The sequence below is a fragment of the Pseudoroseicyclus sp. H15 genome, from assembly GCF_054353345.1.
This window is the reverse complement of record NZ_JBTHJE010000001.1, coordinates 119,891-140,743: the sequence shown is the minus strand read 5'-3', so window position 1 is coordinate 140,743 and position 20,853 is coordinate 119,891. Positions and strand designations below refer to the sequence as shown.

At 70.7% G+C, this 20,853-nt stretch carries 12 protein-coding genes; all 12 read left to right on the top strand.

Translation table 11 applies throughout. The features are described 5' to 3' along the window. The first annotated feature begins 43 nt into the window (after positions 1-43). The 12 genes from ACXN5S_RS00685 to ACXN5S_RS00630 all read left to right on the top strand — a co-directional run bounded on the left by ACXN5S_RS00685 (position 44) and on the right by ACXN5S_RS00630 (position 20,831). Entirely contained in the window at positions 44-1,195 is a 1,152-nt protein-coding gene (locus tag ACXN5S_RS00685) for a tetratricopeptide repeat protein (RefSeq protein ID WP_458603465.1), read from the top strand. 14 nt (positions 1,196-1,209) lie between these two features. Further along, on the top strand, positions 1,210-2,064 hold the full coding sequence (locus ACXN5S_RS00680) for a sulfatase-like hydrolase/transferase (protein WP_458603464.1): 855 nt from the start codon (positions 1,210-1,212) through the stop codon (positions 2,062-2,064). A gap of 61 nt (positions 2,065-2,125) precedes the next feature. Next, positions 2,126-2,743, top strand: coding sequence for a hypothetical protein (locus tag ACXN5S_RS00675; protein ID WP_458603463.1), 618 nt, complete (start codon positions 2,126-2,128; stop codon positions 2,741-2,743). A 55-nt stretch (positions 2,744-2,798) separates the two neighbouring features. Further along, positions 2,799-11,018, top strand: coding sequence for an SDR family NAD(P)-dependent oxidoreductase (locus ACXN5S_RS00670; protein WP_458603462.1), 8,220 nt, complete (start codon positions 2,799-2,801; stop codon positions 11,016-11,018). 3 nt (positions 11,019-11,021) lie between these two features. Next, complete coding sequence (locus ACXN5S_RS00665) at positions 11,022-15,821, top strand: beta-ketoacyl synthase N-terminal-like domain-containing protein (RefSeq protein WP_458603461.1); 4,800 nt, start codon at positions 11,022-11,024, stop codon at positions 15,819-15,821. A gap of 78 nt (positions 15,822-15,899) precedes the next feature. Further along, positions 15,900-16,295: a 30S ribosome-binding factor RbfA gene (gene rbfA / locus ACXN5S_RS00660; RefSeq protein ID WP_458603460.1), complete on the top strand. Its 396-nt coding sequence runs from the start codon at positions 15,900-15,902 to the stop codon at positions 16,293-16,295. Then, entirely contained in the window at positions 16,292-17,089 is a 798-nt protein-coding gene (locus tag ACXN5S_RS00655; RefSeq protein ID WP_458603459.1) for a phosphodiester glycosidase family protein, read from the top strand. The genes rbfA and ACXN5S_RS00655 overlap by 4 nt, the downstream gene beginning before the upstream one ends. A gap of 29 nt (positions 17,090-17,118) precedes the next feature. Beyond that, positions 17,119-18,027, top strand: a complete 909-nt coding sequence (gene truB, locus ACXN5S_RS00650; protein WP_458603458.1) for a tRNA pseudouridine(55) synthase TruB — start codon at positions 17,119-17,121, stop codon at positions 18,025-18,027. Next, complete coding sequence (locus ACXN5S_RS00645) at positions 18,024-18,572, top strand: DUF1643 domain-containing protein (protein ID WP_458603457.1); 549 nt, start codon at positions 18,024-18,026, stop codon at positions 18,570-18,572. Before truB ends, ACXN5S_RS00645 begins: the two co-directional genes overlap by 4 nt. 77 nt (positions 18,573-18,649) lie before the next feature. Next, positions 18,650-19,555 carry a calcium-binding protein gene (locus ACXN5S_RS00640; RefSeq protein WP_458603456.1) on the top strand — a complete coding sequence of 302 codons (906 nt, stop codon included), beginning with the start codon at positions 18,650-18,652 and terminating at the stop codon, positions 19,553-19,555. A gap of 134 nt (positions 19,556-19,689) precedes the next feature. Then, positions 19,690-19,959: a 30S ribosomal protein S15 gene (gene rpsO, locus ACXN5S_RS00635; protein ID WP_458603455.1), complete on the top strand. Its 270-nt coding sequence runs from the start codon at positions 19,690-19,692 to the stop codon at positions 19,957-19,959. 206 nt (positions 19,960-20,165) lie between these two features. Next, positions 20,166-20,831, top strand: coding sequence for a DNA alkylation repair protein (locus ACXN5S_RS00630; protein WP_458603454.1), 666 nt, complete (start codon positions 20,166-20,168; stop codon positions 20,829-20,831). The last annotated feature ends 22 nt before the right edge of the window (positions 20,832-20,853 follow it).

Here is a 20,853-nt window from a genome sequence, read left to right as displayed (position 1 = left end):
TTTTGGTGGGGCCAAACCACCGAGAGAATATTGGAGTATTTGAATGCTCGAAGGTCAGGGCCGTGGTGGCCGCGAGGGTGTTGCTTCGCTGATGCGCGACCAGGTGAAAGCCGGGTTCGAGGCCCTTCGCCAGGGCGATGCCGAGTCGGCCCGTGATGTGTTCTCCACTTTGCTCGAAGCGAACCCGGACATGGCGATGGCGCATGTGGGGCTCGGCCGGGTGTTTTCGGCCGAGGGCGACCACAACCGCGCGCTCGAACATTACCAGGAAGCGCTGACCATCAAGCCGGATCTGGCGCAGGCGCAGGTCTTCCGCGCCGAGGCGATGGAGAATCTCGGCGAGACCGAAGAGGCGCTGTCGCATTACGCCGAGGCGGTCGAGCAAGACCCGTCGCTCGGCTCCGGCTACCGCCGCATGGCGCGCCTGCTCGTCAAGCAGGAGCGTGAGGGCGAGGCCGTCGAGTTGCTGGAAGAGGCGGTGCGCCGCAATCCGCAGGATGTGGGCCTGCGCCTGATGCTGGCCATCGCGCTGGGCCGGGCCGGCAAGGATGACGAGGGCGAGGCGCAGCTGCGCCGCATCATCGACCTCAAGCCCGACCTTTGGCTGTCGTACTACCAGATCGGCAAGATGCGCCTGCGCGCCGGCGATTCCGAAACCGCCCGCGACATGCTGACCAAGGCCGCGCATTTGTCGCCGAACAAGGCACCGGTGCATCAATCGCTCGGTGCCGCCTATGCGCGGCTCGGTGACCACGCCAAGGCCAGCCGCGCCTATGACGAGGCCTACCGGCTGAAGCCGGGCAATGTACGCACCGCCATCCGCGCGGCGCTCGCCCGCTCGCAGGCCGGTCGCAACAAGGATGCGATGGCGCTGCTCAACGGCCTTGGCCGCGTCGCCCGCCGCTCCAGCCTCGTGCAGCGTGCGCAGGGTGACATCTTCATGGCGATGGAGCAGCCGCTCGAAGCGGCAGAATGTTACCGCGCCGTGATCCTCAATTCCGAAAAGCTGAGCGAGAAGGCACCCGACCTGCTCAAGCTGGCCGAAGCCGAGATGCCCGACGATGTCGCGGCCTATGCCAAGCGTCTGAGCGACGCGCTGGATGCGCAGCGCGAATTGATGACAGAGAAGGTTCGGGCGAACCCACAGAAGATGCGCGAATGGCGCGCAAGCCGGCGCGACAGGCGCGGCGTCTGACGGGGGAACAGACCATGCCCCGCAATCTGATCTTCATCACCTACGATTCCTGCCGGTTCGATTCAGCTGCTGCAGCGAAGGCGCCCAACCTCTCGCGCATCGGCCAGCTCGAGCGCCGCTATTCCTACGCCTCGTGGACGGCGCCGTCGCACTTCACCTATCTGATGGGCCTGATCCCCCATACCTCGCCCGAGCGCGTCTATGCCTCGGAGGTGTACAAGGACGATTTCTCCCGCTGGTCGGAGCGGCTGGGGATCGACGATCTGAAGTTCGAGACATTCCTGCCGCAGCTGTCGCTGCCGGGGATGCTCAAGCAATACGGCTACCGCACCATGGCGCGCGTCTCGATGCCGGTGCTCAACCCCTACACGATCCTCAACAACGCCTTCGACGACTACAAGCTCATGCCAAATCACAACGATTTCGCGGGCATCGTCGAAGAGATCAATTTCAGCCGCGAGCAGCCGACCTTCTGGTTCTGCAATCTCGGCGAGACCCATTACCCCTACATGCTGAAGGACGATGAGCTTCCGCACATCTCCGGCTTGCATGGCGTCGCCAAGGGGCTGGCGCGGGGCGAGGATGGCGGCGGCAAGATCAGCACCGAGATGAGCGTCGACGAATTTTTCGACGACAAGGTGATGAAGCGCCTGCACCAGCAGCAGATCCACTGCGTGGAATATCTCGACAACCTGCTTGGTGCCCTGATCGACAAGGCGCCGTCGGATACGTGGATCATGGTCATGGGAGACCATGGTGAGTTGTTTGGTGAGGGCGGCTATTTTGGCCATGGCCCGGTGATGCATGAATTGGTGAATGCGGTGCCCTTCGTCGAAGGGCCGCGACCGGCGCAGACGCGCATTTTTTAAGCGTAATCAATGGGTGGTGGGGAATGTCCGCCCTTGGTGGGAAATTGATTGGAGCGATAAAATGGCGGAAGACGACAGCGAGAAGCGCCGAGAGGCCTTGAAGAAACTGCGCGAGATGCGCGGCAAGCAGGGCAGCCAGCCCGGCCGTCCTCTCACCGACAATCCCCATGACGGCGCCGCGGCGGGTGCGGGCGGCGGCGGCAACGGCCAGCGCGGCGAGCGCCTGCGCAAGCTCATGCAGAACCGCCAGGCGGGCGGCGGTGCCGGCCTTGGCGGCGGTGCCGCGGCGGGCGGTGCCGGCGGGCCGAACCGCGACCGTCTGCGCCAGGCGCTGCAGAACCGGCAGAACAATGGCGGCGGCGGCATGGGCGGCGGTGCGGGCGCGGGTGGCCCCGATCGTGAGCGCCTGCGCCAGGCCTTGCAGAACCGCAAGAACAACGGTGGTGCCACGGGCGGTGCGGGTGCGGCTGGTGGCAAGGGCGAGATGCTCCGCAAGCTGATGCAGCTGCGTCAGCAGGGCGGCGGCGCCGGCCTTGGGGCGGGCGCCGGTGGCGGCTCTCCCGAAGAGATGCGGGCCAAGCTGCGCGAACGTATTTCAAAGCTGCAGGAACAGCTCGACGGCCTCGAGGCCGAGGGAGTCGAGGACGCGACAATCGTCGACGACGAAAAGGAAAGCTGAGCCGATCCTTTAAGCACAGCTGAGCCGGTATTTCGCGGCATGAGGCTATTTTGCGATGACCCAGACTATTTCGATCCTTGCCTTTACGCCTGCCGGCTCCGGTGACCCGGGGCTGGCCATTGCCGCCGGCCGGGCCGGGCATCTGGGTATCTTCAACGCGGAATTGCCGCTGCCTTCCGGCGCGCTGGAAGCAGGGCTGGAGGCGCTCTCATCCGCCCTGCCGGGCGGCTTCGGCATCGCGCTCGCCTCGATGGCCGAAGCGCTGGACGTGGTTGGCAGCTGGGCCGGGCGCGGCCTGACGCATGTCATTGTCCCGGCTGCGGCTGCGCTCGCGGCACCGGAAGAGCTGAATGCCCTGCGCGCCGGCGGCGTGCGGGTGCTGCTGGAGGCGACGGATTGGGATGACCGCCTGGCCGGCCCGCTGGCGGCCGAGGGTGTCATCGTCAAGGGCCACGAGGCCGGCGGAGCCGTGGGCGAATCCACCTCGTTCATCCTGCTGCAGCAGGCCGCTGCGGCGGGGGCCGAGACGGTGCTCGTGCGCGGCGGCATCGGCCTGTATTCCGCCGGGGCGCTGCGCGCCGGCGGGGCGGCGGGCTTCGTGCTGGATGACCAGCTGCTGAGCCTGCGCGAGAGTGCGCTTGCGCCGAAGCTCACCACACTCCTCGCCCGCCTCACCGGCGCCGAGACCTCGCTGATCGAGGGGGCGAATGGCCGCCGCTGGCGAGGCATCGAGAAGCCCGGCAAGAGCGCCGCCGCGAGCCTGCGCAAGGCGATCACCCACGCCGAACCCGCCGACCAGCCGGCCCTTGGTGCCAGCGCCTTCGGCTGGGATATCGACGCCGGCCAGCTCGCCCCCATGGGCCAGGCGGCCGCCTTCGCGCCGGACCTTGCCGCCCGCTTCGGCTCCGTCGGGCGGCTCGCCAAGGCGATTCTCGCCGAGAGCGCCAAAGCCGTGAGCCGCGCCGCCGGCGCCCCCGTCTTCGGTGAGGGCATGGGCGTCGCGGCCCCGCACGGCACCCGCTGGCCCATCGTGCAGGGCCCGATGACCCGCGTCTCCGACACCGCGGCCTTCGCCGAGAGCGTCGGCGAGGCCGGGGCGCTGCCGATGGTCGCCCTCGCGCTGATGCGCCCTGAGCAGGCCGACGGATTGCTGGAAGAGACGGCGAAGCGGCTGCACGGCAAGCCCTGGGGCGTCGGCTTCCTCGGCTTCGCGCCCTCCGCCCTGCTCAAGGCGCAGGTCGAGGTCGCCCGCAAGCACGGGCCGAGCTTCGCGCTGATCGCCGGGGGCCGCCCCGATCAGGCGAAGGCGATGGAGGAGGATGGCATCCCCTCCTACCTCCACGTGCCCTCGCCCCGCCTGCTGACGATGTTCCTCGAACAGGGCGCCAAGCGCTTCGTCTTCGAGGGGCGCGAATGCGGCGGCCATGTCGGGCCAATGTCGTCGATGGTGCTCTGGGACCAGATGGTGCGCACCCTCTTGGAGCAGGTGACCGACCGCGCGCAGGCGGAGGAGACCTGCGTGCTCTTCGCCGGCGGCATCCACGACGCCGGCTCGGCGGCGATGGTGAGTGCCCTTGCGGCGCCCCTGCAGGAGCGGGGCATCAAGGTCGGCGTGCTGATGGGCACGGCGTATCTCTTCACGAAGGAGGCCGTCGAGGGCGGCGCCATCGTGCCCGCCTTCCAGAAGATCCTGCTCGATTGCCAGGAGACAGTGACGCTGGAGACCGGCCCCGGCCATGCCAGCCGCGCCGCCATGTCGCCCTTCGCCGAGGATTTCGCCGCCGCCAAGCGCCAGATGGAGCGGGACGGCACCGGCGCCGAAGAGATGCGCGAGGCGCTGGAATCGCTGAACCTGGGCTCGCTGCGCATCGCCTCGAAGGCGGTGGAGCGGCAGGGCGACGAGATCAGGAAGGTGCCCGCCGGGCGGCAGAAGAAAGAGGGCATGTACATGATCGGCCAGGTCGCGCAGCTGCGCGACAAGGTCATCACCATGGCCGAGCTGCATGAGGAGATCGGGCAGGGCGCGGCGGAGTTCCTCGCCCGCCCCGTGGAGGAACCGGCTGCTGTGCTGGGCAAGCCGGCGCCGAAGCCCGCCGATGTCGCCATCGTCGGCATCTCCACCTATCTGCCCGGCGCGAAGGATGCGCAGACCTACTGGGAGAACATCCTCGACAAGCACGATGCCGTCGGCGAGATCCCCGCCCATCGCTGGGACTGGCGGCTCTACTTCGATGAGGATCGCGCGGCGAAGGACAAGATCTACTCCCGCTGGGGCGGCTTCCTCGACGACATGCCCTTCGACCCGATGTCCTACGGCATCCCGCCCAATTCGCTGAAGGCGCTCGACCCGCTCCAGCTGATGACGCTGGAGCTGACGAACCGGGTGCTGGCCGACGCGGGGTATGACGGCGAGGACGGCCCGTCGGACGAGCTGCGGCTCAAGACCTCCGTCATCCTCGGCGCCTCGGGCGGAGCGGGCGACGTGGGCGTGCAGTACGCGGTGCGCTCGGAGATGCCGCGCTGGTATGGCGAGCTGCCGGGCGAGGTGGCCGAGCGGTTGCCGGAGTGGACGGAGGACAGCTTCGCCGGGATGCTGCTCAACGTCGCCGCCGGGCGTACCGCCAACCGGCTGGACCTCGGCGGGGTGAATTTCACGGTGGATGCTGCCTGCGCCTCCTCGCTCACCGCCGTCTACCAGGGCGTGCAGGAGCTTGAGAGCGGCCGCTCCGACATGGTGCTTGCTGGGGGCGTCGATACCGTGCAGGGGCCGTTCGGCTACCTCTGTTTCTCCAAGACGCAGGCGCTCAGCCCGCGGGGGCGGTGCAGCAGCTTCGAGGCCGGGGCGGATGGCATCGTCATCTCCGAGGGCCTCGCGATGATTGCCATGAAGCGGCTGGAGGATGCCGAGCGCGATGGCGACCGGATTTACGCCGTCATCAAGGGCATCGGCGGCTCGTCGGACGGCAAGGCCAAATCGATGACCGCCCCGCACCCTGACGGGCAGATCCGGGCGCTGAACCGGGCCTACGAGATGGCGGGGTATAGCGCGGCGACGGTGGGGCTCTTCGAGGCGCATGGAACGGGCACCGTGGCCGGCGACACGGCGGAGATGACGACCGTCTCGCGCCTCTTGGAGCAGGAGGGCGCGGGCGACAAGGGCGCCGCCATCGGCTCGGTCAAGACGCAGATCGGGCACACGAAGGCGGCGGCGGGAATCGCCGGGCTCATCAAGGCGGCCATGGCGCTGCATCACGGCGTGCTGCCGCCGCATGGCCGTCGCGGGGAGCCGAACAAGCAGCTGACGACGGAGGGCTTCCCGCTCTACCTCGTCGATCAGGCCCGCCCGTGGATCACGAGGAACGGCACGCCCCGGCGCGCCTCCGTCTCTGCCTTCGGCTTCGGGGGGACGAACTTCCACATCGCGATGGAGGAATACGACGGCAAGGCCGCCATTCCGGCCCTCGCCCCGGCGCCGCGCGCCCGGTGGAGCCATGATCTGCTGCTCTGGCGGGGCCGCAGCCGCGAAGGGCTGGCCAAGGCCGTGGGTGATGTGGCGGCGCGGCTGAGGGCGGGTCAGAAGATCTCGCTGGCCGATCTGGCGTTTTCGCTGGCGGGGGGGGCGCCCTCGTCCGGCCTGACGGCCAGCCTCGTGGTCTCGCGCGGCGACGATCTGGCCGAGAGGCTCGAGGGCTTCGCGGCGGCGCTGGCGGATGCCGCCAAGCCGCTGCCCCCGGGCGCGAGCTTCACGGAAGACCCGCTGCTCGCCAAGGATGGCAAGCTGGCGCTGATCTTCCCCGGGCAGGGGGCGCAATATCCCGAGATGTTCGCCGAGGCCGCCGCGCTCTTCCCGCCGCTCGCCGCGTCGCTCAAGGAGGCCGACGACGTGCTCGGCCGCCCGCTCAGCCGCCTGATCCTCCCCGCCGGCGCCTACGATTCCGCCGCGACGAAAGCCGTCGCCGCCGAGCTCACGGCCACCGACAACGCCCAGCCCGCGCTCGGTGCCGTCGAGGCGGGGCTCCTGTCGCTCTTCACCGGGCTCGGCCTCGCCCCCGACATGGCGGCGGGCCATTCCTACGGCGAGGCGGTGGCGCTGCATGCCGCTGGCGTCCTCTCCCGCGAGTCGCTGCTGCGCCTGTCGGAGGCGCGGGGCCGCGCGATGGTCGAGGCCGGCAAGGGCGGCGATCTCGGCACCATGGCCGCGGCGCGTGGGCGCCGGGAGGAGATCGAAAAGCTCATCGAGGGCATCGAGGGCGTGGTGGTCGCCAACCACAACGCGCCCGAGCAGAGCATCCTCTCTGGCACCCGCGCCGGGCTGGAGACGGCGATGGAGGCCGCGAAAGCGGCCGGCATCGACACGCGGCTGATCCCGGTGGGTGCGGCCTTCCACAGCGAGATCGTGGCGCCGGCGAGCGCTGAGTTCGGCGCCTTCCTGAAGGAGCTGCCGATGGGGGCGCCGACCTTCCCCGTCTACGCCAATGCCAACGCCAAGCCCTACCCGGAGGAGACCGGCCCGCTGGCGGAGATGCTGGCGACGCAGCTCGCCAAGCCGGTCGAGTTCGTCGCCATGATCGAACGGATGCACGAGGACGGGGCGCGGGTGTTCCTGAATCTCGGGCCGAAGGGCACCCACGCGGGGCTCGTCCGCCAGATCCTCGGCGAGGCGCCGCACCGGGCCATCGCGGTGGACGACGATGCGGGCGGCCTGAAGGGCGTGCTCGCTGCGATTGGCGCGCTGCTGGCCGAGGGTGCCAAGCTCGATCTCGCGCCGCTCTTTGCCGGGCGTGCCTGCGAGGCGCAGCCGCTGAAGGGGCCGGTGCCCGAGCCGGCGTCGATCCCGAAGCATTACTGGATGCTCAACGGCTCCGGCGCCCGCCGCTCGACCGATCCGGCGCGGCCGATGCTGACGCTTGAAGAGGCGCAGGCCGCGCAGGCCCGCCGCGCTGCCCCGGCGACCGTCACTCAGCCGGCTCGGCCCCAAACGAGCGCCACCGCGCCCGGCCCCGCCCGGGCGCCCCTTGCACGTTCCCATCCCGCTCCCGCCGCGCGTCTGCCCGCGCGCCGGCCCCAGACACGAAAGGACAGGGCTTCGATGGACGGAAATCCCGAAGACATGGCGTGGCCCAATGAGGGCTACGCCAGCCAGACCGAGCTGATCATGGCCGAATTCCAGGCCACGATGGCACGGTTCCTTGAAACGCAGGAGCGGGTGATGCTGGCCTCGCTCGGTGCCTCGGCCGGCGTGGCCCGCCCGGCAGCACCGCGCGCCCCCATTGCCCGCCCGGCGCTGTCGCTGGTTTCGCCACAACCGGCGACGCGGCCCGCGCCTGCGACTCAGCCTGCCGCTGCACCGCAGCCTGCCCCCGCGCCCGCCGCGGCTGCACCGGCCCTGGCTCCGGTGCCGGCGGCCCCCGCTCCGGCAGCGGCGGCGCCTGCCCCGGCCGCCGCCCCCGCAAAGGGCATCGACAAGGCCGGCATCGAGGCGCTCCTCCTCTCCATCGTCGAGGACCGCACCGGCTACCCGCAGGACATGCTCGGCCTCGACCAGGGCATCGAGAGCGATCTCGGCATCGACAGCATCAAGCGGCTGGAGATCGTCGGCGCGCTCATCAAGTCGCTGCCCGATGCGCAGGCCGCCGCGGCCCAGCCGATCGGTGAGGAGCTGAACGAGCAAAAGACGCTTGGCGCCATCATCACGACGCTCGACAAGCATCTGGAGGGCGCCGGCCCTTTTGATCACGCCGGGGCGGAGAATGCGGGCCAGCAGGAGGTGGCGGCCAAGCCCGCCCCCGCCTCGGTCCGACCGCCCCGGTTTGTCATCGAAGCGGAGCCCGCCGCGCTGGCGGTCTCCGGCACGCTGCCCCAGGGCCGCTATCTGATCGCAGGGCTTGAAGGCGCCCTGCGTGCCGCGCTGGCCGCCCGCATAGCCGGCGTCGGCAGCGAGGCTGTCGCGCTCACCGCCGAGGAGGCGGAAGGCGCGGAGGGCCCGTGGAGCGGGCTCGTCCTCCTGGCGGAGAGCGGCGCCGTCTCGCTGGCGGATGGCGTCGAAGCCTGGGCGAAGGCGCTGCAGGCGGGCGAGGGGGCGTCCTATCGGCTGGCCCGCGCCCATGCGGAGAGCCTCAAGACCGGCCGGCTGCTGCTGGCGAGCGAGCTCGGAGGCACGTTCCTGCGGGGTTCTGCGCCGCAGGAGGAGCTGCATATCTCCGGCGGCACCCCCGGCCTCGCCAAGTCGCTCCGCCGGGAATGGCCGGAGGCGCAGGTGAAGGCCGTCGACCTCGACCCGGCCGAGCCGCCAGAGGCCCGCGCCGGTGCCCTCTTCGCCGAACTCGCCGCCCCGGCGGGCCGCATCGAGACGGGCTACCCGGGCGGCACGCGCCACGTCTTCCGCTCCGTCGAGGCCGCGCCGACGGGCACGCCGCAGGAGCTGCCCGAGGGCGCGGTGATCCTCGCCACCGGTGGCGCGCGCGGCATCACGGCGGAGATCCTGCGCCCCTTCGCGAAGGCCGGCGCCAGGCTGGTGCTCATCGGCCGCTCGCCCCTGCCCGGCCCCGAGGCGCCCGAGCTGGAGGGCCTCGCCGATGCCGCCGCCCTTCGCCCTCATCTTGCCCGCAGCGCCAAGGCCGAGGGCAAGACGATGGCGGATGTCGAGCGGCAGATCGGCGCGATCCTCCGCGACCGCGAGATCCGCGCGAATATCGCCGATCTTGAAGCGCAAGCGGCCTCGGTCGAATACCACGCCGCCGACATGGCCGACGCCGCCGCCGTCGCCGCCATCGCCCAGGATGTCACCGCCCGGCTCGGCCCCGTCCACGGGGTGATCCACGGCGCCGGGGTGATCGAGGACAAGCGCATCGAGGACAAGACGCCCGAAAGCTGGCTGCGCGTCCTTTCCCCCAAGGTCTTCGGCACCCTCGCCCTCGCCGCCGCGCTCGATAATGCGCCTCCGTCCTTCTTCGGCCTCTTCGCCTCCGTCGCCGGGCGCTACGGCAATGCCGGGCAGACGGATTACGCCGCCGCCAACGAGGTGCTGAACCGCCTCGCCAGCCAGCTCTCGGCCCGCTGGGCCGGCTGCCACGCCTTCGCGGCCAACTGGGGGCCGTGGGAGGCGACGAGATTCGGCGCCGGCATGGTCTCCCCCTCCGTCCGCAAGAAGTTCGAGGATCAGGAGGTCTGGCTCGTCCAGCCCGAGGGCGGCGCCGCGGCCTTCTTCGACGAGGTCCTCCACGGCGGCGCCTCCGAGGTCGTCTTCGGCGCCGGCCCCTGGGAGCGGCACGAGAGCGAGCAGGCCGGCGAGCCGGAGACGCGCCCGCAAGGGAGCGGTGACGAGACCTTCCCGCTTCTCGATGCGGGCACGCCCGAGCCGGGGCCCAAGGGCTCCATGCGCCTGCCCCGCACCCTCTCGCTCCCCCGCGACCCGTGGCTCGCCGAGCACCGCATCGGCGGCACGCCCGTCGTGCCGCTCGCCTGCGCCGCCGAGATCGCCGCCGAGATGACCGCGAGGACCTGGCCCGCCTGGCGCGTCACCAGCCTCTCCGACCTGCGGCTTCTGAGCGGCGTGAAGCTCGAAGGCGACGCCCCGCAGGAGGTCACGCTCTCCGCCACCGGCGCCGAGCATGGCGATGCGACAAGCTTCTCGGCCCGGGTCGACATCCTCTCCTCCGGCGCTGTCCCCCGCGCGCATTATCGCGCCTCCGTCCACATGACGCCCCCCGGCCTCGCGCCCGAGCCCGACGAGGCCGCGCTGGCGCTGGCCCACGAGCTCCTGGGCTTCGACGCCGCCGCCCCCGCCCTCGACGCGCACCGCATGTACGAGGACATCCTCTTCCACGGCCCGTCCTTCCAGCTCGTCAAACGCCTGACCGGTCTCGACGCCTCCGGCCTGACCGCCGAGGTCACGCCGAGCCGCGAGACCGACTTCGGCCGCACGCCCTCCACCGATGGCTGGTTCTTCGACCCGGGCCTGCTCGACGTCGCCGGGCAGGCCGCGTGGGTCTGGTCGGCGCAGCAGCGCGGCGGCGGCGCCCTGCCCAATGCCATCGGGCGGATCACCCGGCTGCCCGGCGGCGCACCGCGCTACCTGCACTGGCGCCTGCGCGCGGGCATCGAGGCGCCGCAGGTGCTGGCTGACATGGTCTTTGCCGACGAGAGCGGCGCCCCCGTCCTCCTCATCGAAGCCTTCGAATCCACCTCCGATTCCGGGCTGATGCGCTTTGCCGGCTGGGGCGGCGAGATCCTCCCCGATGTCGAGCGCCGGGCGCAGACCCGGGCGGCGGAGTAGCAGATGGCGAGCAGCAAGGGCCGCGGCGATATCGCCATCGTCGGCATGGCGTGCCTCTACCCGGGCGCCGACAGCCCGCAGCGCCTGTTCTCCAACATCCTCGGCAAGCTGGAATTCCTGCGCGAGCCGCTCGCGGCATGGCGGCCCGACGATTACCTCGGCTCGCGCGGCTCCAACCGCGTGCCCACCACGCGCGGCGGCTTCCTCGGCGAAACCTACCGCGCAAACCCGCTGCAATTCGGCGTCACGCCCGCCTCTGTCGACGGGTCGGACCCCGATCATTTCCTCGCGCTCGACATCGCCCACGCGGCACTGGCCGACGCCGGCCTCGCGGGGCCGGGCCACGACCATGAGCGCACCGGCATCGTGCTCGGCCACTCCAACTACCTGCAACGGGGCGGCGGCAATGCCATCCAGCATGGCGTCGCGATGGACCAGACGCGCGCCCTCCTCGGCCAGCTTCTGCCCGGCGCCGACCCCGCCGTGCTCGACAAGGTGCGCGACGCCCTGCAAAAGCGCCTGCCGCCCTTCAATTCCGACATCGCCCCGGGCCTCGTGCCCAACGTGATGACGGGCCGCATCGCCAACCGACTGGACTTCCGCGGCCCCAACTACCTGATCGACGCCGCCTGCTCCGCCTCTCTCCTCGCCGTGCAGGCGGGGATGGAGGAGCTGCGCGCCGGCAAGAGCGATCTTATGCTGGCCGGCGGGGTGAATGCCTCGATCACCGGCGAGGTCTACATGGTTTTCCACCAGCTCGGCGCGCTGTCGCAGGCCGGCCATGTGCGCCCCTTCATGGAAGGCGGCGACGGCACACTGATGGGCGAGGGGCTCGGCGTCCTCGCCCTGCGCCGGCTGGAGGATGCCGAGGCGCGGGGCGAGCGCATCTACGCCGTCCTCCGCGGGCTCGGCCAGTCGAGCGACGGGCGGGGCGGCGGCCTTCTGGCCCCCCGGCTGGAGGGCGAGATGCTCGCCATCCGCCGGGCGCGCGAGGATGCGGGCAGCGGGGATGAGCCCCCGCCCGGGCTGATCGAGGCGCATGGCACCGGCATTCCCCTCGGCGACCGGACGGAGATCAACGCGCTCCGCGGCATCTTCGGCGAGCGGGCGGAGACGGGGCTGCCGGTCACCGCCATCGGCTCGCTGAAGTCGATGATCGGCCATTGCATCCCGGCGGCGGGCGCGGCGGGGCTGATCAAGACGTCCCTCGCGCTCTACCACAAGATCCTGCCTCCGACGCTGGGCACAGAGGTGCGCGGCGAGCTGCCTTTCCCCGAGAGCCCGCTCTACGTGAACACTGCCGCCCGGCCTTGGGTCTCGGCCAGCCCGCGCACCGCCGGGGTCAATGCCTTCGGCTTCGGCGGCATCAACTCCCACGCCGTGCTGCAGGAACATGCCGGCCCGGCCAAGGCGCCAAGCCACTGGCCGGTGGAGCTGATCTGCCTCGCCGCCGAGACACCAACCGCGCTGGCAGAGGCCGCCCGCCATCTGGCGAGACGCATCGAGGCCCACCCCCGCGCCCCGCTCGCCGCCATCGCCGCCCATGCGGTGCGCGGCGCGGGCAGAGGCCCGGCCCGGCTGGCGCTGGTGGCGACCTCGCGCGACGACGCGGCGGAAAAGCTGGGCAAGGCCGCCGACCGGCTGGATGGCGGCAAGGAGAGCTTCCGCATCCGCTCCGGCATCTTTGCCGCCGCCGCGCCGAGCGAGGGCAAGCTCGCCTTTCTCTTCACCGGCGAGGGCGCACAATATCAGGGGATGCTCGGCGAGCTGCTCATGCACTTTCCCGAGGCGCGCGAATGGTTCGACTTCTGGGACGGTCTCTTCCCCGATCGCGCCCTGCCGCCCAGCGCCTCGGTCTTCCCGCCGCCGACGACCCTCTCCCGCGAGCTGGAGGAGCATCTCGTCGAGCGGCTCTTCGGGCTGGAGCTGGGGTCGGAGAGTGTCTTCATCGCCGCGCAGGCGCTGATGGCGGTGATGGAGCGGCTGGGGCTGACGCCCGATGCCGTGCTCGGCCATTCCAGCGGCGAGCATGCCGCCCTCGCCGCCGCCGGGGTGATGGGCGAGACGGGCAGCAAGGCCGACCGCGCCGAGTTCCGCACCCGCATCCGCGACCTCAACAAGCTCTACCAGGAGATCGAGGCGGCCGGCGGCATCGAGGGCGGCGCGCTCCTCACCGTGGGCGGCGTGCCCCGCGCCCGCATCCTTGAGCTGGTGGAGGCCGAGGAGGGGCTGCACCTCGCGCTCGACAATTGCGAGCATCAGGCCGTGCTCTACGGCAGCCAGGCCCTGATGGACCGCGTCGCCGCCACGCTCCGCTCCGAGGGCGCCATCACCGCCTTCCTGCCCTTCGACCGGCCCTATCACACGCCGCTCTTCGGCGATGTGGCCGCCAAGGTGCGCGAGGTCTACCGCGCCATCGGCTTCAAGCCCGCCCGCCTGCCGATCTATTCCTGCGCCAGCGCCGGGCCGATGCCGGAGGCCCCGGCAGAGATCGAGGACAAGGCGGCGGAGCAATGGGCGAGCCGCGTGCGCTTCACCGAGACGGTGCAGCGGCTCTACGACGACGGCGCCCGGCTCTTCATCGAGATCGGCCCCTCGGCGAACCTGACCGGGTTTGCCGAGGACGTGCTGAAGGGCAAGGGCGCCCAATGCCTCGCGCTCGATTCGCGGCGGCAGGGCGGGCTGGCCTATTTCCTCAAGACCATCGGGCAGGTCTGGGTGGCCGGGCGCGAGATGCGGCCCCAGGCGCTGTTCGAGGGGCGCGAGCTGCCAGCGGTGGATCTGGAGGCCGAGCCGCCGAAGGACCGGGCGATGTTCATCAACAACGCCATGCCCTACGCCCGCATCCCCGATGACGAGGCGGCGGCCCTGTCGGCAGAGCTGATGGCGAGCCTCGGGCTGGGCGGGGCGCAGGCCGCGCCAGTCGCGACCCCGCAGACTGTCACCGCAGACGCGCCGCAAGCACAGCCTGCCCCGGCGGCGGCGGAGACCGCGCCCGAGGTCATCGCCGCCGGCACGCCGCTGCCCGGCGCGCAGGACTCGCTCGGCGGGCATTTCGCGCTGATGCAGCACTTCCTCGACACCGCGGGCAACGTGATGGAGGCCGCGCTCGGCGGCGGCGCGCCCGTGTCAGACACCGGCGAGTGGCAGCCCCCCCTCCTCCACCGCATCACGGAGCAGACCGAAACGCGGCTGGTGGCGGAGAGTGACTTCTACCCGAAGGACGACCCCTTCATCGCCGACCATGTGCTCTACGCCTTCGAGGTCTCCGACCTCGACCCCTCCCTGCAGGCGCTGCCCGTCCTCCCCCTCGCCGTCTCGCTGGAGATCGTCTGCGAGGCCGCGACACTGCTCACCGGCGCCGTGCCCAACGCGCTGGAAAACGTCCGCGCCCGCGACTGGGTGGCCTTCGACCATGGGCCGGAGACGCTGACCATCGAGGCCGAGGTCACCGGCGACAGCCGCGTCGCCGTCAAGCTGAGGCGCGGCGAGGCCCTGCTCTTTGAGGCGGAGGCCGTCAGCGACGGTGCCGGCCCCCTGCCCGCCCTGCCGCCGCTCACCGAGCGCCGCGCCTCCACCTGGGACGACGCGATGCTCTACCAGACGGGCATGTTCCACGGGGCCCTCTTTCAATGCGTCGCCTCCATCGAGGCGTGGGATGGCCACGGCATCGACGCGCGGCTGGCAGATGCGCCGCTCGCCGGCTTCATCGGTGATGGCACGCCGCCCGAGGGGCTGCTGCTGAACCCTGCGCTCCTCGACCAGGTCGGCCATGGCACCGCCTTCTGGGTGGCGATGGGGCTGGGGACGGATTTCTCCTCCTTCCCCTCCGCCATCGCGCGGATCGAGCTACCCGATGCGCGGCGCGAGGATACGGCGGGGGCGCTCCTCGCCGGGCGCCTCGCCTTCCGCGATGCCGAGGATCGCCCGCAGGAGCGGCCCGAGGGCGCGCGCTTCATGCAGGGCGATTTCGACGTGACCGCGCCGGACGGCACCATGCTCCTGCAGGTGCGTGGCTGGCGTGACCGCTTCTTCGACGTGCCCCACGCCTTCTACGAGGCGCGCTACCGCCCGCGCGATGCCTTCTACGGCGCCGCCGCGCCCGGCCTCTTCCCCGGCGCCCCGGCGGATGTGACCATCTGGCAGGTGCCGGCCTTTCCGCCCGGCTTCCTCGAAGATGCCGGCGGCATCTGGACGCGGGTGCTGGCGACCACCGTGCTCTCCGAAGCCGAGCGCGAGACTTTCCGCAGCCTCACCGGCCCCGCCAAGCGGCGGCGCGACTGGCTGACCGGCCGCGTGGCGCTGAAGGAGGCGGTGCGCGCGCATCTGGCGGCGGTGGAGGGCGTACTCCTGCTGCCCGCCGATATCGAGATCCTCACCGAAGAGGGCGGCCGGCCCTTCGTGAACCCCGAGCCGCTCGCTACGCTGGGCGTCACCACCTCTGCGCCGGAGATCACGCTCGCCCATTCCGGCGGCGCCGCGCTCGCTGCCGCCGCCCCGGCGGGGCGCGTCATCGGTATCGACATGGAGGTCGAGGCCGGGGTGGATGCCGGCCTGTTGGCCAATGGGGCGTTTGCCGAGGGCGAGCGCGCGCTTCTGGGCGAGGGCGGGCTGCTCTTTGGCTGGTGCGCCAAGGAGGCCGCCGCAAAGGCGTATGGCCAGGGGCTGAACGGGCGCCCGCAAAGCTTTGCGCTGACGGCCTTCGGCGGGGCCGATGCCTCGGTCACCGTACCGGGCGCCGGGCCCATGGCCGTGCAGCTGGCCCGCGACGACGGCCGCGTGATGGCGTTGGCGCTGGGCTAGCGCCCGCCGCGGCTTGTGACGTGCCGTGCCCCCGCCCGGGCCATTGGCAAATGGGCACCCATGCCCTAGATCAGGCACATGAGCCGCAGGCATTCTTCCGACACATCCGGCCCCTCGCAGCGCCAGTTGCGTGTGGGTGAACTCGTGCGCCGCGCCCTTGCTGATATCCTCATGCGCCGTGATGTGCATGACGAGGTGCTGGGCCGTAGCTCCATCACCGTGGGTGAGGTGCGCTGCACCCCCGATCTCAAGCAGGCCACCGCCTTTGTCCTGCCGCTCGGCGGCGAGGATGCCGAGGGCGTGTTGGCCGCGCTGCGCCGCAACAAATCCGAGATCCGCCATCAGGTCGCCAAGCATGTCGACCTGAAATACGCGCCTGACCTCAAGTTCGAGATCGATGGCACCTTCGACAAGATGGACGAAACCCGCCGCCTGCTGAATGACGAGCGGGTGCGACGCGACGTCGAAGGATGAGCCCGCTGCGCGCGCTCGCCGCGCTTGGGCTGGGCCTCGCAGGGCTGCTTGCCACGCCGGCCGATGCGCTGGATTGCCGCCGCGAGAGCTTCGATAACCACAGCTTCAGCCTGTGCCGCCTGAACCCCGCCGAGGGCGACCTGCGGCTGTTCCTCAACAATGCCGAAGGGGTGCCCTACGGTGATTTCGACGCTGTGCAGGCGGCCTTTCCGGGCAAGCGGCTCGCCTTCGCGATGAACGCCGGCATGTACCATCCCGACCGCGCGCCAGTGGGCTATTACGTTGAGGATGGCGAGCCGATGGCGCGGCTGCTCACGGGCGCCAGCGCCGGCAATTTCGGCCTGCTGCCCAACGGCATCCTCTGCCTCAACGGTGACAAGGCCCGCGTGATCGAAACGCTGCGCTTCGTCGAGCAAGAGCCCGTCTGCCGCTATGCCACGCAATCGGGGCCGATGCTGGTGATCGATGGCGAGCTGCATCCGCGCTTTCTGGAGAGTAGCAATTCCCGCTACGTGCGCAACGGCGTTGGCACCTCTCCCGATGGGGAAGAGGCGGTGTTCGTGATCTCTGACGAGCCGGTCTCGTTTTGGGAATTCGGGCGCTTCTTCAAGGATTTCCTTGGAATGCAGCAGGCGCTGTTCTTCGACGGCAATGTCTCGCGCCTGCATGCGCCCGATTTCGGCCGCTCCGATTCCGGCCGCGAGATGGGGCCGATCGTGGGCCTGCTGCTTGACCCCATCGTGCCGCCGCCAGAGGCCGGTGCCGAGGTTGACCAGGGCGGGGCCGGCGGCTAAGCGACCGGCTGGTTTTCAAGAGGCAAAGCATGGCTCGCAAGCGCAAGGGCCGCCCGGTTTCGGGCTGGCTGATCATCGACAAGCCGGCCGGCATGGGCTCGACCGATGTCGTCTCGAAATGCCGCTGGCTGATGCAGGCGCAGAAGGCGGGCCATGCCGGCACGCTCGACCCCGCCGCAACCGGCTTGCTGGCCGTAGCGCTGGGGGAGGCGACCAAGACGATCCCCTACGTGACCGACGCGCTGAAATGCTACCGCTTCACCGTGCGCTTCGGCGCCTCGACAGCGACCGACGATGCCGAGGGCGAGGTGCTGGAAACCTCCGATGCCCGCCCGACCGATGAGCAGATCGAGGCGGCGCTCGCGCCTTTCCGCGGCCAGATCGATCAGGTGCCGCCGGCCTTCTCCGCAGTGAAGGTGGATGGCGAGCGCGCCTATGACCTTGCCCGCGACGGTGAGGCCGTCGAGCTGCAGGCCCGCCCGCTCTGGGTGGAGCGGCTGGAGCTGATCGAGCGCCCCGACGACGACACCGCCGTGCTCGAGATGGTCTGCGGCAAGGGCGGCTATGTCCGTTCCATCGCCCGCGATCTGGGCGAGGCGCTGGGGTGCCTCGGCCATGTGCAGGCGCTGCGCCGCCTTTGGTCGGGCCCGTTCGACATCGAAGAGGCCGTGACGCTGGAGGCCCTCGAAGCGCTCGAAGGCGCCGAGGCGCGCGACGGGCAGCTGCTGCCGCTGGAGGCCTCGCTGGAGGATCTGCCGCAGGTCACCGTGCCCGAAGCCTCGCTCGCCAAGCTGCGCAACGGCAATGCCGCCAGCGTCATCGCCTCGGGCGTCGAGTTCGGCAGCGAATGCTGGGCGAGCCACAAGGGTGCCCCGGTCGCCATCGGCCGCTACATGGGCGGCGAGTTCCACCCCGCGCGGGTGTTCGTCACCGGATGAGCTGGCCCGCCGGCCTGGTCTCGCGCCAGCATGTGGCGGAGGGGCGCCGCTCGGAGGCGCTGTACTCCGCCTGCGGCGCCTATCGCTACCTGCTGACGCGCGAATGGGGCGAGGGGCCGCGGCTGATGTGGATCATGCTCAACCCCTCGACCGCCGATGAGCGGCGCAACGACCCCACCATCGAGCGCTGCGAGCGCCGCAGCCGGGCGCTGGGTTGCGGCGGTATGGCGATTGCCAACCTCTTCGCCTTCCGCGCGACGCGGCCGGCTGAGCTGAAGGCGGCGGAGGAACCGGAGGGTCCGCAGAACGGCGCGGTGATCGAGGCAGCGCTGGGCTGGCTCGGCGGGGGCATGGTGCTCTGCGCCTGGGGCATCCATGGCGGCCACCTCGGCCGCGGCGCCGCGCTGGCCGCGCGGCTTGCGGCTCGGGGGAGGGCGCTCCACGTGCTCGGGCTCACGCAGGGCGGGCTGCCCCGCCACCCGCTCTACCTGCCCTACAGCGCCAAGCCGCAGCCCTGGTGCCCGGCGGAAGGCATCCCCGCTTAACCTTCCCACACGGTTTCTCGCCGAAGCCCGCCGCCGCCATGCTAAGCGCGGCCGGTGGATGGAACGAGGGAGCGGCCATGCTGGCGCTGTTCGGTTTTCTCGGCGTGGCGCTGGCGGGCCTGCTGCTGCCGAGCTTCGGGGATGATGACGAGCCCGAGCTGGCCGGGGGCAGCCCTGGCGGCGAGGATGACGACGACCCGGACGAGCCCGAACTCGCGCCGCCCGGCCTGCTCCCCGGCGAAGCGGTGGAGGAGGGCGAGCCCCGCCCCGCCCCCATCGACGAGGTGCTCTTCGGCGGTGACGAGGATGACACCGCCGCGGGCAGCGACAGGAACAGCTATATCGACGGTCGCGGCGGCGACGATGCGCTCGCCGGCAAGGGCGGCGCCGATGAGCTGCACGGCGGCAAGGGTGACGACAGCCTCGCGGGCGGCGAGGGCGACGACACGCTCTTCGGCCATGTGGGCGACGACTGGCTCTTCGGCGGTCCCGGGGCCGATACGCTCACCGGCGGCGACGGCGCCGATGTTCTGCGCGGTGGGGCAGGGGGCGACAGCCTCTCCGGCTCCTACGGCGATGACAGCCTCACCGGCGGCGCCGGCGCCGACAACCTGCAGGGCGGCGATGGCGACGACTGGCTCGACGGGCTGTTGGGCGAGAGCACGCCCGAGGCCGATTTCCTCAACGGCGGCGCGGGCGACGACGTGCTGGAAGGCGGAGCGGGCGACGTGATGAGCGGCGGCAGCGGGGCCGACAGCTTCCGCATGGCCGCCAATGCCGATGGCCCGGCCGAGGTGCAGGATTTCGACCCCGAGCTCGGCGACGAGATCGTGCTGCGCTACAATGGCTCCGGCGCGCTGCCAGTGCTGAGCACCGAGCCGCTGGACGACGGCCTCACGCTTCTGGCCAACGGTCATGCCGTCGCGCATCTGCACGGGGTGACGGCGCTCGACCTCTCCACCATCCGGCTCGTGGCGAGCTAGCCCCTTCCCATCGGCCCCCGAATCCCCTATCAGCCCGCATCCGCGCTTCGGAAACCCCCGGGGGCGGCACCTCCAAGGGCCCTGCTGGACGACATCCCGGCTTGCGCCATCACCTCAACTCCAAGGAGACCCCGATGTCGATTACGCCCGACGAGAAGACCCGTCTGATCAAGGAATTCGGCACGAAGGAGGGCGACACCGGCTCTCCCGAAGTGCAGGTGGCCATCCTGTCCTCGCGCATCGCGACGCTCACCGAGCATTTCAAGACGCACAAGAAGGACAACCACGGCCGCCGCGGCCTGCTGAAGATGGTGGCCCAGCGCCGCAAGCTGCTGGACTACGTCAAGAAGCATGACGAAGCCCGCTATCAGGATCTGATCCAGCGCCTCGGCCTTCGCCGCTAAGCTGCCGGACATCGGATTTGGAAGGGGTCGCCTCGGGCGGCCCCTTTTGCATTTCCCGTTCCGACCTCCTCTTCTCATTCGCTTTCTTCGAAATACTCCGGGGGTGCGGGGGCTGGCCCCCGCGCCTCTCAGCCGTCGCCCCGCCAGGGCCGCCCTTGCCTGATTGGGCCCCTAAAGCGCATGGTTCGCCTGAGGGAGAGCCGGTCATGACCCGTGACGACGTCATCGCTGCCCTGAAGGCCAAGGCCGACCCGGCCATCGCCGCGCAGCACATCCGCCATGGCGCCAGCGAGGAGGCGCTGGGCGTCAAGATGGGCGACATCAGGGCCGTCGCGAAGGCGGCGAAGGGCGATCACGATCTTGGCCTGCACCTGTGGCAGAGCGGCCCCTATGAGGCGCGGATGGCCGCCATCCTGCTGCTGAAGCCGTCCGGGCTGAGTGCCGATGACGTCGAGCGGATGATCGGTGAGAACCGCGTCATTCCCGTCTCCGACTGGTTCAATTCCTACGTGCTGAAGAAGCACAAGGAGAAGCAGACCCTGCGCCAGCGCTGGGAGAGGGCAGGCGACGCCATGCTCGCCCGCGCCTATTGGAGCCTGACCGCCGAGCGCGTCAGCAAGGCGCCCGATGGCTTCGACCTCGCCGCCCTGCTGGACCGGTTGGAGGTGGAGATGCCGGGCGCAGACCCCGCCCCGCAATGGACGATGAACAACACCCTCGCCGCCATCGGCATAAACGCCCCGGCGCACCGCGCCCGGGCGTTGGAGATCGGCGAGCGGCTGGGCATCTACCGCGATTATCCCACGGCGAAGGGCTGCACTTCGCCCTACGCGCCCTTGTGGATCAACGAGATGGTGAGCAGGGCGGGGTGAACCTCTGCCAGCCCGGCGGCGT